Origin of the sequence: Saccharibacillus sacchari, assembly GCF_037722395.1 — a bacterium.
In the GTDB taxonomy this organism is placed as follows: domain Bacteria; phylum Bacillota; class Bacilli; order Paenibacillales; family Paenibacillaceae; genus Saccharibacillus; species Saccharibacillus sacchari_A.
The window spans coordinates 1-13,143 of the sequence record NZ_JBBKAR010000035.1; the positions used below are offsets into that span (position 1 = coordinate 1).

General features: G+C 50.2%; 11 protein-coding genes. 3 read left to right on the top strand and 8 right to left on the bottom strand.

The features are described from left to right. Positions 1 to 366 precede the first annotated feature (366 nt). The 8 genes from WKI47_RS13525 to dnaA form a co-directional block, all read right to left on the bottom strand. Complete coding sequence (locus WKI47_RS13525; protein WP_340227674.1) at positions 367 to 1,458, bottom strand: HD-GYP domain-containing protein; 1,092 nt, start codon at positions 1,456 to 1,458, stop codon at positions 367 to 369. 286 nt (positions 1,459 to 1,744) lie between these two features. Next, complete coding sequence (gene gyrA / locus WKI47_RS13530; RefSeq protein ID WP_340227676.1) at positions 1,745 to 4,285, bottom strand: DNA gyrase subunit A; 2,541 nt, start codon at positions 4,283 to 4,285, stop codon at positions 1,745 to 1,747. A gap of 467 nt (positions 4,286 to 4,752) precedes the next feature. Then, on the bottom strand, positions 4,753 to 6,669 hold the full coding sequence (gene gyrB / locus WKI47_RS13535; protein ID WP_340227678.1) for a DNA topoisomerase (ATP-hydrolyzing) subunit B: 1,917 nt from the start codon (positions 6,667 to 6,669) through the stop codon (positions 4,753 to 4,755). 161 nt (positions 6,670 to 6,830) lie between these two features. After that, a complete protein-coding gene (gene remB, locus WKI47_RS13540; RefSeq protein ID WP_340227679.1) occupies positions 6,831 to 7,082 on the bottom strand; it encodes an extracellular matrix regulator RemB in 252 nt (83 codons plus the stop codon). Between the two features lie 29 nt (positions 7,083 to 7,111). Continuing rightward, a complete protein-coding gene (gene recF / locus WKI47_RS13545) occupies positions 7,112 to 8,221 on the bottom strand; it encodes a DNA replication/repair protein RecF (RefSeq protein WP_037286088.1) in 1,110 nt (369 codons plus the stop codon). Between the two features lie 156 nt (positions 8,222 to 8,377). Next, positions 8,378 to 8,596, bottom strand: coding sequence for a S4 domain-containing protein YaaA (yaaA, locus tag WKI47_RS13550; RefSeq protein WP_340227680.1), 219 nt, complete (start codon positions 8,594 to 8,596; stop codon positions 8,378 to 8,380). 149 nt (positions 8,597 to 8,745) lie between these two features. Next, entirely contained in the window at positions 8,746 to 9,888 is a 1,143-nt protein-coding gene (dnaN, locus tag WKI47_RS13555) for a DNA polymerase III subunit beta (protein WP_340227681.1), read from the bottom strand. 157 nt (positions 9,889 to 10,045) lie between these two features. Next, complete coding sequence (gene dnaA, locus WKI47_RS13560; protein WP_340227682.1) at positions 10,046 to 11,401, bottom strand: chromosomal replication initiator protein DnaA; 1,356 nt, start codon at positions 11,399 to 11,401, stop codon at positions 10,046 to 10,048. 721 nt (positions 11,402 to 12,122) lie between these two features. Between dnaA and WKI47_RS13565 the strand changes: the two genes are divergently transcribed. The 3 genes from WKI47_RS13565 (at position 12,123) to rnpA (ending at position 13,058) form a co-directional block, all read left to right on the top strand. Further along, complete coding sequence (locus WKI47_RS13565; protein ID WP_340227683.1) at positions 12,123 to 12,368, top strand: hypothetical protein; 246 nt, start codon at positions 12,123 to 12,125, stop codon at positions 12,366 to 12,368. Between the two features lie 108 nt (positions 12,369 to 12,476). Beyond that, positions 12,477 to 12,611, top strand: coding sequence for a 50S ribosomal protein L34 (gene rpmH, locus WKI47_RS13570; protein ID WP_018976936.1), 135 nt, complete (start codon positions 12,477 to 12,479; stop codon positions 12,609 to 12,611). A gap of 69 nt (positions 12,612 to 12,680) precedes the next feature. Then, positions 12,681 to 13,058, top strand: a complete 378-nt coding sequence (rnpA, locus tag WKI47_RS13575; protein WP_340227684.1) for a ribonuclease P protein component — start codon at positions 12,681 to 12,683, stop codon at positions 13,056 to 13,058. Positions 13,059 to 13,143 lie beyond the last annotated feature (85 nt).

Here is a 13,143-nt window from a genome sequence, read left to right on the forward strand (position 1 = left end):
CTCAAGAACCTTTATTCTCACGATGATCTTCATCATCGCGACTCACTTACTGTTCAGTTTTCAAGGAGCAAACTGTGTTTCTCGTTTCTGCCGCTCAGTGTTTCGCTCGCAGCAGCAACTCTTATATATTAGCATGTTCGTTTTCGTTTTGCAAGTCTTTTTTGAAATCTTTTTTTCAGCTTCTTGCGAAGCTTAATTTCCGACTTCATTTCGACCCGCTCACTTGTTCGAACCGCACCGGCGCTCTCTCAAGGCCGTTCCTAGAATATATCATGCTGGTATTCAGATAGCAAGCTTTTTTTCAATAAAAACCTCTTTTCTATGAAAAAAGGCTCCTGATCGCTCAGAAAGCCTCATTATATGGCGCTATAGCACTTCCAGGATGAATAGTTTGCGTTCCTGGATTAGGTTGATGATCTCTCCATTGATAGAAACAATCGGTCTTGTTGGCTGGTGAGCATCGGCATACACGATCTCGCCCATCTTGCGGTTACTCAGCTTCACACGGGTGCCCAGCGACAACTGCGTGGTGTGCTTGATCAAGGTACGTACAATCGCAGGGTCCAGCTTCCCGAAAGAATCTTGCTCCAATTGCTCAAGCACCAAATAAGGCGACGTAGAGCCTTGGTAGCGTCGATCAAGCGTCATAGCATGGAAGATATCGGCTACCGCTACGATTTTCGCATAGATGTGCAGCTTCTCTCCTGTTGATCCGAATGGGTATCCGCTGCCGTCGATACGTTCATGATGCTGCAAGGCTGCCAGTAGAACCCCTTCTTGCAACGCGGTTGCATTTTTCAGCATTTGATAGCCGTACGTCGTATGGTTGTTCATCTCTGCTTTTTCTTCCGGACCGAGTTGATCTGGTTTATGCAGAATGCTAGGCGGAATTTTGACTTTGCCAATATCATGCAGCAGTCCAGCCAATGCGACTTGAATCCAGTTCTTCTGCGGAATATCAAGCCAGCGTGCAAGCATATATGAAGTCAATGCACACAATACGGCGTGATGGTACACATAATCGTGCTTGTCCGGCATACGCGGGGTAAAGCCCAGAATCCGATACCCTTGAATCTGATCGATCAACTTTTCCAGCTGTGCGCGCCATTGAAAGATTGGCATCTCCATCGCCAGGACAGACGGAAATCCTGTTTTAATTAACGCGACCATCTGCTCGTATTCCTCGATAAAGCTTTGTTCCCTACGGCTAGGAATATTTCGGCCCGCTTCAACATTTGGAGTTGCGGAGGACTTGCCATTTTGTTCTGAAGCCGTTTTCTCGCTGTCCCCTGCGACGCCTTGAAGCTCTACGTAGTCGATCATAAATGCTTGTAAAACTTCTAGATCTTTCGGAAGCAGCACTCTTCCTTTTTGAAAAAGCAGATTGCCTTTATCCGTATAAACATTGGCTACGATTCTTTTCCCTGCTTCAAGCTCGCTCACGGGTGTACTCACCATGGCATTGCACCTCCTCTATTGCGGTCGTTCGATTTTTCCGAATTGAATAGTTTTCCTGACTACAGGCTTTTCTCCCTGTTTCGGATTAAGCGTGGCAGCCAGCAATATTCGTTTGCTTGTCGCCGTATACCGCTTGCTTACCATTTCGATTATATGCCGTGATACCAAGCGCAACAATACCAAAAATATCCGAAATCGGTCTTGCGTCCATTTTTTTATGGAAAAGGGGTTTTTTATACAAAAAAAGAAGGTTCAACAGAACCTTCTTTTTTACTACCGGTTTAAATTATTCAGCTGACTCTTCATCGGTCTCAGCCGCGTTTTCCGTAACTTCGTCCGAAATCACTTCTCCCGCTTCGCCTTCGACAAATTCACCGTCAACCAATTCGTCTTCGTCGACTTCTTCGCTTTTATCGATCCGACAAACGGTCGCTACCGCTTCATCTTCGCGAATATTGATCAACTTAACGCCTTGTGCATAACGACCCATCGAAGAAATGCCGTCCATGCTCGTACGAATCAATGTGCCGCCATTTGTGATAATCATCAGATCCTCTTCCGATTTCACGACCTTCAAGCTGGCAACCGGTCCGTTTTTGTCCGTAACGTTGATGGTTTTGATCCCTTTGCCGCCACGGGTCTGAACGCGGTACTCGCTGATCGGCGTACGCTTGCCGTAGCCTTTGCCTGTTACGATGAGTACTTCGCGATCAGGCTTCACGACGTCCATGCCGATTACGGTATCTTCGTCTTCGAGCGAGATGCCTTTGACGCCGGTCGCGCCGCGTCCCATCGAACGAACGTTGCTTTCTTTGAAACGAATCGACAGACCCGAAGCCGTACCCATGATGATCTCCTGCTCGCCGTCCGTCAGCTTGGCTCCAATCAGCGAATCATCTTCACGCAGCGTGATCGCGATTAGGCCACCTTTGCGGATATTGCCATAGTCGGTCAGCGGCGTCTTTTTCACAATGCCTCGGCACGTCGCAAAGAACAGGAAGCGGTCTTCCTTGAACTCATTCACCGGGATAACGGCATTGATCGATTCGCCTTGCTCGATCTGGATCAAGTTGATGACAGGTGTTCCCCGCGCCGTACGGCTGAGTTCCGGAATCTCGTAAGCCTTGATCCGGTAAACTTTGCCGCGATCCGTGAAGAACAGCAGGTGATTATGGGAGTTGGTTGCGAAAAGATGCTCGACAAAGTCTTCATCTTTCGTGCCCATGCCCATAACGCCGCGTCCACCGCGCTTCTGGCTACGGTATGTGCTTGCAGGCAGACGCTTGATATAACCGGTATGGGAAATGGTAATCACCACTTCTTCCTGCGGAATCAAGTCTTCGTCCAAAATGCTGTCTTCGCCGATCGTGATCTCCGAACGACGTTCGTCCGCATAACGCTCCTTGATATCGTTCAGCTCGTCGCTAATGATTTGAAGCAACAGCACTTCGTCGGCGAGAATCGCTTTGTATTCGCTGATTCTGGCCAACAGCTCGTTGTATTCCGCTTCGATCTTCTCGCGTTCCAGACCGGTCAGACGTTGCAGACGCATATCGAGAATCGCCTGCGTCTGTTCCTGGCTCAGCGAGAAGCGCTCCGTCAGTTGTTCGCGGGCGGCATCTGCTGTTTGCGAACCGCGGATGATCGAAATAACCTCGTCCAGATGATCAAGAGCTTTGCGCAAACCGTCCAGAATATGGGCGCGAGCTTCGGCTTTTTTCAGATCAAACTCGGTACGGCGGCGCACGACCACTTTCTGGTGCTCCAGATAGTGGTATAGCACCTCTTTCAGATTGAGAATCTTCGGCTCGTTGTTCACGATCGCCAGCATGTTCACGCCGAACGTCGATTGCATCGCCGTATGACGGTACAAGTTGTTCAGCACCACGCTAGGGTTGACGTCACGACGAAGCTCAACGACAATACGCATCCCGTTGCGGTCCGATTCGTCCCGCAGGTCGGTGATGCCGTCCAGACGCTTCTCACGCACCAGCTCGGCGATCTTCTCTACCAGACGGGCTTTGTTGACCTGATAAGGAATCTCGGTTACGACGATGCGCGCTTTGTTGCCGATTTCTTCGATCTCCGCTTTGGCACGCATCGTGATCGAACCGCGACCTGTCTGATACGCTTGGCGAATGCCCGAACGTCCCAGAATGTATCCGGCAGTCGGGAAGTCCGGGCCTTGAATATATTCCATCAAATCGAGCGGCGTGAGGTCCGGGTCCTGAATCAGAGCCTGTACGCCATCGATGACTTCGCCCAGGTTATGCGGAGGAATGTTCGTTGCCATACCCACCGCGATCCCCGATACGCCGTTAACCAGCAAGTTCGGATAGCGAGCCGGCAACACGACAGGTTCTTGTTCTTCGCCGTCGTAGTTATCCTGGAAATCAATCGTTTCTTTGTTGATATCGCGCAGCAGTTCCATCGCAAGCTTCGACAAACGAGCTTCCGTGTAACGCATTGCGGCCGCGCCGTCACCGTCTACAGAACCGAAGTTGCCGTGACCGTTAACAAGCATGTAGCGCATCGAGAAATCTTGCGCCATACGTACCATCGTTTCGTATACGGCAGAGTCACCGTGAGGGTGATACTTACCGATGACTTCGCCGACGATTCTCGCTGACTTTTTGTGAGGCTTATCCGGCGACATGCCCAGTTCCGACATTGCGTACAATACGCGACGGTGAACCGGCTTCAATCCGTCCCTGACATCGGGCAGCGCGCGGCTGACGATAATACTCATTGCGTAGTCCATAAAGGATTCTTGCATCTCTACGCTTATATCCCGGTCTACGACCTGCGATTTTTGTTCTTCCGCCATGACGGCCTCCTTCTATCTTGGATACACTCCGATCTCTGTTTGGTGCCTGAGGGAATGGGGTGCATCATAGGTACCTGCATAAGCATGCGGTTCATTCTTTTGTTTGTATTTGAAAATAAATCTTGAAAACACCTTCCAAATGCCCGAAATCCGGGGCTTCCACATCCTTATTATTATACCATTAATCCAAACAAATGTCCGTATTTTATGGTGGAAAAGCACCTTGAAACTAGGGCGTGTTTGAAAACTCAACGACGTGCATCTTTTACCGCCTTTTCGCCCGCTATCGCGTCACGGTTTCTTGACGTGCCCCGGCACGACTGCGAAACCCTTCCTTGTTGCGAACGAAAATCCGGCAAAATCTGCTTCCTTCGGAGTTTTCAAACACGCCCTAAAAAGAAAAGGCGAACCCTCAGCGGGGTCGCCTCTTCTGAAAATCGTACCCTTTCAGCGGAAACGAACTTTCGTTAAATATCCAGGTTTTTCACGTAACGCGCATGTTCGTTGATGAAATCGCGACGTGGTTCGACATTGTCGCCCATCAGCGTATCAAACATCGTATCGGCAAGCATCGCATCGCCGATCGAGACTTGAAGCATCGTGCGGGCATCCGGGTCCATCGTCGTTTCCCACAGTTGTCCCGGGTTCATCTCGCCCAGACCTTTGTAGCGCTGCACGTTGACTTTCGCGCCTTCGCCGAAGCCTGCGATCATCTCGTCACGCTCTGCTTCGCTGCCTGCGTAGAGGACGGTTTTGTTACGCTCTACCTTGAACAGCGGCGGCTGTGCGATATAGACATAGCCCGCTTCGATGATCTGACGCATGTAGCGGTAGAAGAACGTCAACAGCAACGTACGAATGTGTGCGCCGTCGACATCGGCATCGGTCATGATCACGACTTTATGGTAACGAGCTTTCGAGATATCGAAGTCTTCCCCGATGCCTGTACCGATAGCCGTAATGATCGCACGAATTTCCGTACTCGACAGAATGCGGTCCAGGCGAGCCTTTTCCACGTTCAGGATCTTACCACGGATCGGCAGGATCGCTTGGAAGTGACGGTCGCGACCTTGCTTGGCCGAACCGCCCGCGGAGTCGCCTTCGACGATGTACATTTCGCAGATCGAAGCATCCTTGGAGGAGCAGTCCGCCAGTTTGCCCGGTAAGGCACTGACTTCGAGCACGCTTTTGCGTCGTGTCAGTTCGCGTGCGCGCTTGGCCGCTTCACGCGCTCTCGAAGCTTGCAGCGCTTTGTCGAGAATACGACGAGCGGAAGCCGGATTTTCGTTCATGAAATCCGTTAGCTTTTCCGAGAACAAGGATTCGACGATTCCGCGAACTTCGCTGTTGCCCAGCTTGGTCTTCGTCTGGCCTTCAAATTGAGGCTCCGGGATTTTGACGGAAATGATCGCCGTTAATCCTTCACGCACGTCGTCACCCGTCAGATTGCTGTTCGCATCCTTGATCACGCCCGCTTTTCGAGCGTAATCATTGATGATCCGAGTCAAAGCGCTTTTGAAGCCCGATTCGTGCGTACCGCCTTCGTGCGTATGGATATTATTCGCGAACGAATAAATATTTTCGTTGTAGCCATCGTTATACTGGATCGCGATCTCGACAGCAATCATATCGCGCTGCCCTTCGACGTAGATCGGCTGTTCCTGAATCACTTCTTTGTTCTCGTTCAGGAACGCGACATATTCGCTGATTCCGCCTTCGTAGTGGAACGAGGAATTTTCGCCTGTACGCTCATCCAGCAACGAGAGCATAATTCCTTTGTTCAAGAAAGCCAGCTCGCGAATTCTTTTCAGCAACGTCGGGTAGATAAAGACCGTCGTTTCCGTGAAAATCTGCGGGTCCGGTTGGAAAGTCGTCGTCGTGCCCGTATCGTCCTCGTCCGTCTCGCCGATGATGCGCAGATCGTATTGGGGAGCGCCGTAACGATATTCCTGTTCGTAGATCTTGCCGTCGCGTCTAACCTTAACGACAACTTTCTCCGACAGCGCGTTGACGACAGATACGCCGACACCATGCAGACCGCCGGAAACTTTATATCCACCGCCGCCGAATTTACCGCCTGCGTGCAGCACGGTCATAACGACTTCAAGGGCGGGACGTTTCAGCTTCGGATGTTCGCCAACCGGGATGCCCCGGCCGTTGTCGATCACGGTAACGCTGTTGTTCTCATGTACGATGACCTGAATATGATCGCAGTAGCCGGCGAGCGCTTCGTCGATACTGTTGTCCACGACTTCCCACACGAGATGGTGAAGGCCTCTTTCGCTTGTGGAACCAATATACATACCCGGCCGTTTGCGTACCGCTTCAAGTCCTTCGAGAACCTGTATCTGACTGGCATCATACGATTGTTGATCCATTGACATGCTTCGTTCACCCACTCCTGTAAGTTGTGAAATTGTGAGAAAAGAATACGAAACGCCCGCTCCCGGAGCCTAGCGAGGCTACAGCGGGAAGGGCGGCGTATAGTACCTTATCAACGTTAAAGGTAATAGATCGCGATCGCTATAAGCCGGATTATCCGGCATTATAGACCCGACACGAACGACTTCGAACGCTTTTTGAGCGTTGCGGAGGAGATCGGCGAATAATAGACGACAGACTTGGTGACCACGATCGATTTGGCTTCCTCTTCGCCGATCGTTTCCACCACTTTGTTTTCTTTCGCGGCGGTAACAAACTGCTTGGAGATGCGCGAAGACTTTTCGATCGAAACGTCGAAAATGGCGACCAGTTCCGAAGAACGGATAATTTTCTCGCCGCCGAGATGGATATACATAAGAACTCGAAGCCTCCTTGAGAACGCCTTTAGGATTCGACATGCCCTTCGCTGACCTGATAAATATGTGCGCCTTGCAGCTTCTCCGCATGAATCGTTTCGATTCCCGTTGCGGTAATGAAAGTCTGCACCCGGCTCTGGAACGTCTCGATCAGCTGGGTTTGTCGGTACGGATCGAGTTCGGACAATACGTCGTCGAGCAGAAGTATCGGATATTCGCCGATTTCTTCATGGATGAGTTCGATCTCTGCCAACTTCAGCGAGAGCGCTGTCGTTCGCTGTTGGCCTTGAGAACCGAAATTATGCACTTCTTTTTCGTTGATGAAAAAGCTGAGGTCGTCCCGATGAGGGCCTGCAAGGGTTGTTCCCCGACGGATTTCCTGTTCGCGCACTTGTGATAATTTTATCATAAATTGCTCCAATAAGACAGCTTCATCTTCCTCCTCGGCTTCGCCGAACGAAGGGACATAGCGCAAAACGAGCTGTTCCTTTCCGCCGGTTATCCCCTTGTGGATATCTTCTGCCCAGACTTGCAGCTTGCGGATAAATCGCTTGCGACGCCGTACGATGTTAGCCCCGTGCTCGGCCAGCTGCTCATTCCAGATTTCCATCATGACCGGGTCTGGAGTCTTGCCGTAGGACTGCTTCAGCATGTTGTTGCGTTGGAGCAAAACCTTTTGATACTGCTGGAGGTGGAACAGATAACTCGGCTGAACCTGACCGATCTCCATATCGAGAAAACGCCGACGTATCCCCGGCGTGCCTTTGACGATCTCCAGATCTTCGGGAGCGAACATCACCGCGTTCAGCGTGCCGATAAAATCGCTCAGCTTCCGCTGCTCCAGACCGTTGATTTTCGCTTTTTTTCCTTTGGGCGAAAGCGATAGTTCCAAGTGAACGTTGCCGTATTTTTTCTCCACATGACAGCTTGCATAAGCGGCGTCTTGACCGAACGCAATCAGCTCGCGATCTTTGGACGTACGGTGCGATTTGGTCAGTGCGAGAACAAACAAGGACTCCAGCATATTCGTTTTTCCCTGGGCATTCCGGCCGATCATCAGGTTCACGCTTCCGAAGTTTTCCAGTTTCAATTCGTCATAGTTGCGGTAATTTTTGAGTGCGATGTCTCTAACTTGCACGTGATTTCGATGCCTCCTGTGCGCCCGCCGCAAAATGAAGACGAGGCCGCTTTTGCATCCTGCAAAGCCGCCCCGTCTGCTGTGGATTGTGGATAACCCGCTTTTTGCGGATGGTGTACGCTGCTCGTATTTGCCGCCGCCAAGTACGGAAAACTTTTAGGCTTCCCGAATGACTTTGTAGGTGCCTTCTCCGTCGACTTCGACGGTATCTCCCGGATACAACTTGCGCCCGCGGCGCTCTTCGCTTTCTCCGTTGACCTTGATCAAGCCTTCGGCGATCAGCATTTTGGCGCTGCCTCCGGTGGAGATGCAGTCGGCGAGTTTTAAAAAGGTATCCAGCTTGATATATTCGGTGCGGATAGAGATTTCATTCATGTATTGGGCCTTCCTTTCGGGGGAGGTGTCTTGAGAAAAAGGCTTGGCGGCTGCCGGGAAGTTTCGTTACGAGCGCTATCGCTTCTTCACTGAAACTTTCCCGCAGCCTTTGGCCTTTTCCTCAGGACTGGGTAACTGTATTTTAGAGATTAGTTGGTCGTGCGGTAAGGCAGGATGATGTAGAGGCTATTGCTGTCGTCGGTTGGTTCGATGATGATTGGGCTCATGACGCCGGTGAAGCGGATCGTCAGTTGTTCGCTTTCGATGACTTTGAGCACGTCGAGCATGTATTTGGAGTTGAACGACAAACGAAGTTGTTCGCCTTCGAATTCCGCTAACTGAATTTCTTCTTGTACGCGGCCCAGTTCCGTGGAGCTGGACGAGATTTCGATGCCGCCTTGTTCCAGCGTCTGCATGCGCACGATGTTTGTTTTTTCTTCGCGGGACAGCAGGTAGGCGCGGTCGATCGAATCGCTCAGGTTTTTGGTGTCGAGCAGAAGTCTTGTTTTGTGGCTCGACGGAATGATTTTCGATGTGTCCGGGTACAGGCCGTCCAGGATGCGCGAGTAGAACAGGACGCGATCGACTTTAAACAGCACTTGGTTATCGGCGACGACGATATCGACCAGGGTGTTTTGATCCGGAATGATTTTGCTCAGCTCGTTCAGCGTTTTGCCGGAAATGACGATGTTGTTGAATTCGAGTTCTTCCGCGCCTTCGAGTCGAACGGTACGCGTCGCCAGGCGGTGACGGTCGGTTGCGACGAATTTGAGTTGTCCTTCTTTCAAACTCCACATCACGCCGGTCAGAATCGGAGTCGTCTCCTGGGTCGAAATGGAGAATACCGTTTGGCGGATCATATGACGCAGCAGATCGCCGGGTACGGAAAGTACGCGGTTTTCTTCAATGTTCGGCAATACCGGGAATTCTTCAGGGTCCAAGCCTACGAGTTGAATATCGGTTGCGCCTGCACGGATAAAGGTCTGGAACCCGCTGCCTACTTCCATCTCGATTTCCGAGGTTGGAAGTTTTTTGATGATTTCTACGAAAAACTTGGCCGGCAATACAACGCTGCCCACTTTTTCTACGGTCACGACGGTTTTGTTGCCTTCTTCTGCCGGAATAAAAGATTGGATGGAAATGTCGGTATCGCTTGCGGTTAACGTTACGCCGTGATAAGCCACGTCGAATTTAATCCCGCCGAGAATCGGAATCGTCGTTCGGCTGGAAATGGCTTTGGATACATGTTGAATGGCTTCGCTGAGGTGGGATTTGGAAATGCTGATTTTCATCTCGTCACTCCTGTAATAGATAATATATTCTTTAAGATCTTTATAGTAAAAGTAGTAGGGGCACTGAATATGTGGATAAACTGAGAAAAGACCCGAAAAACATAACAAACTAAGCCTATCCACATGTGTATAAGTTGTGCATAGGCTTTTCGTTTATTCAGGTAGGGTTTTTTATTTTCTCCGTTAGGCTGTGGACAACTTTTGACAGCTCTTGGTCCACTTTCAGCGAGTGTGTGATCTTTTCGTGCGCGTGAATGACTGTCGTATGGTCGCGTCCGCCGAATGCTTCGCCGATCTTCGGCAGCGAGTAGTCGGTCAATTCGCGAGACAGATACATGGCGACTTGGCGTGGGAAGGCGATAGCCTTGGTCCGTTTTCTCGCCTTAAAGTCTTCCATTTTCAAATTATAGTACTCGCCGACCCGCTGCTGGATGTCCTGGATCGTAATGATCCGCGGACGGCTGGACGGAATAATGTCTTTCAGCGCTTCGGCTGCCAGATGGGCGGTCACGTCCTGATTGGTTAACGACGAATAAGCCACCACGCGAATCAGCGCACCTTCAAGCTCGCGAATGTTGGTGTCGATCTGGTTCGCAATGTACATCATCGCTTCGTTTGGCACATCAAGCTTCTCCGCACGTGCTTTTTTCCGCAAAATCGCAATCCGCGTCTCCAAATCCGGCGGCTGAATGTCGGTAATCAACCCCCATTCGAATCTCGAACGCAGACGTTCTTCCAGGGTCGGGATCTCTTTCGGAGGCCGGTCACTGGAGATAATGATCTGTTTGCTTTCCTCATGCAGCGCATTGAACGTATGGAAGAACTCTTCCTGCGTCGACTCTTTTCCCGCAATGAACTGAATATCGTCAATCAGCAGGATATCGATATTGCGATACTTGTTCCGGAAGCTTTCCCCGCGGTTGTCGCGAATCGAGTTGATGAACTCATTCGTGAATTTCTCCGAAGAGATATAAACGACGCGGCTGCTCGGATTATGTTGCAAAATGTAATGGCCGATCGCATGCATCAAGTGTGTTTTTCCGAGCCCGACGCCCCCGTACAGAAACAAAGGGTTGTAAGCTTTTGCCGGCGCCTCGGCGACGGCGAGCGATGCGGCGTGCGCGAAACGGTTACCCGAGCCGATGACGAATGTGTCGAATGTATACTTGGGATTGAGCATATTGGCGTTCGCTTCGACGTTAACTTGAACCGGAGCCGGCGGAGGAGTCGCTTGTTTTTGGAGCGACTCTTCTTCGTGTCCGGGTTCTTCGATCACAAACTTAACCGTGACGCTGCGTCCGAGCACGTCAAAAGCGACCTGCGCCACCAGTTTGGTATATCGGCTTTCCAACCATTCCACGGCAAAAGTCGTCGGCGCCGATACGGTCAGTGCTCCATTCGTAAGCTGAATGACTTGAGTCGCTTTGAACCAAGTGTCGAAGCTGGGTTTGCTCAGCTTAGTTTGGATGATAGATAAAATTTGTTGCCACAATTGAGCGGTATGGCTGTCCACAAACTGTCACTCCTTTGAAAATCGTACGATGTGGCTTAAGCCGGAGCGTCCGCCGAGAGTTTTCGGGATTGCAGGTTGTCTTCAAACGACTCAGTCGAATCTGATGCTTCACTTCCGCCGCCGCGCCCACTCAGGCCGGAAGCCAATCAAGAAGCGGAGTTCGCGAAACGAGGAGCATAACGAAGACAAAACCCAGGGAAGCCGGGAAGGGTTATCCCCACGATCCATAATTATGGGAACAAAAAAAGAAGGATAAACAGAACTTGTTCACAACGTTATCCACAGACTGTTGATAATATAGAGGCTAAAACCGAATATTCACACCGAAAAGTAATCTAATCATAGCAAAAGAAGCCGTTCATTTCAACGGTTCATACTATTTTATCCACAAAACCAAGACCTTGTGCATAAAACATATCCACACCACTAGATATTGTTCATAACATGTTTAAAATTGACCTGTGAATAAAATGGCTCCGTAAAAATATACACAGGCCAAAAGGCAATACGGTGGAAAAGTGGGTTACGCAAAAACGTGTCTTTCGTATAGCTGCCAAGCTGGGAAGGGGAACAGAACTGTGGATAACTTTGAGAACGTTTGAAAGTGAAATTCGGGTTGCGAATCGGAAAAAAGCCAAAGTCCGAAGGGATGAAAAATGAAGAGGGGTAGGCGAAGGTCGAAGAAAATCGAAAAAGAGGGGGAAGGAAGAATACGTGATTTTTGAAAAAACGCACGGAAATGATCGAGGGGAAAACGCATCTCGACCTTTCAGCCAAAAAGAGATGCGAAATTGGCGGAAAGGTCGGAATAGAGCCATTTCCAGCCGGTTTAAGTCTGGTTCGCAGCTTCATGAATTGCCCTGCGAAATTGCCTTTCCTTATATATAAGCATTCCATGCCGCTTTTTTTCGGTAAAAAAGAGGAAGGATTACGAAGAACTTTGCTTGACTTTGCTGGAAACGCGTGATTAAATGATAAAAGGCATGTTCTGCGAGAAGAAGAACGAATGTGTGTAATTATATTGGTTTAGCATATTGCAAAACCTGTACTACCCGTAAAAGGAGGTGCTATTGTAATGGGTCCTACTTTCAAACCAAACACCCGCAAGCGCAAAAAGGTGCACGGATTCCGTAAAAGAATGAGCACGAAAAACGGCCGCAAGGTGCTGGCTGCTCGTCGTCTCAAAGGCAGAAAAGTGCTGAGCGCGTAAGCTTGGGCACATGAGCGAAGACCACCTGGAGGTGGTCTTTTTTTCTTAATAAAGGGGACGCGAGAAAAGGTGCAAAAGAAGCTACGATTACGGAACCGTGCCGAGTTTACCCGCGTATACCGTCACGGCAAATCCTTCGCGAACCGTCAGCTGGTCCTGTATTGGTTTCACAAACGGGATGTCGAACAGTTTCGGATGGGCGTGTCGGTCAGTAAAAAGGTAGGCAATGCGGTCGTCCGAAACCGGATACGCCGTTTAATGAAAGAAATCGTTCGGCATCATGCCGGCGAAATCGCGGATCATGTCGATCTTGTTTTCATTATCCGAAAAGGCGCGGTCGATCTCGATTACAAGGAACTGGAGAAGAGCGTGCTGCACGTGCTTCGCAAATCCTTGCTGCTCAAGCGTAAAGGTCGGCAAGACCGGCCGGGGGAGACCTCGAAGTGAAGCGCTTTTTTGCGTTTCAAATGAAGGGCTAATTATGGTATGATTTTCACAACTGCAAGCGGTTTGCCCGATGCGGGAGGAAGTC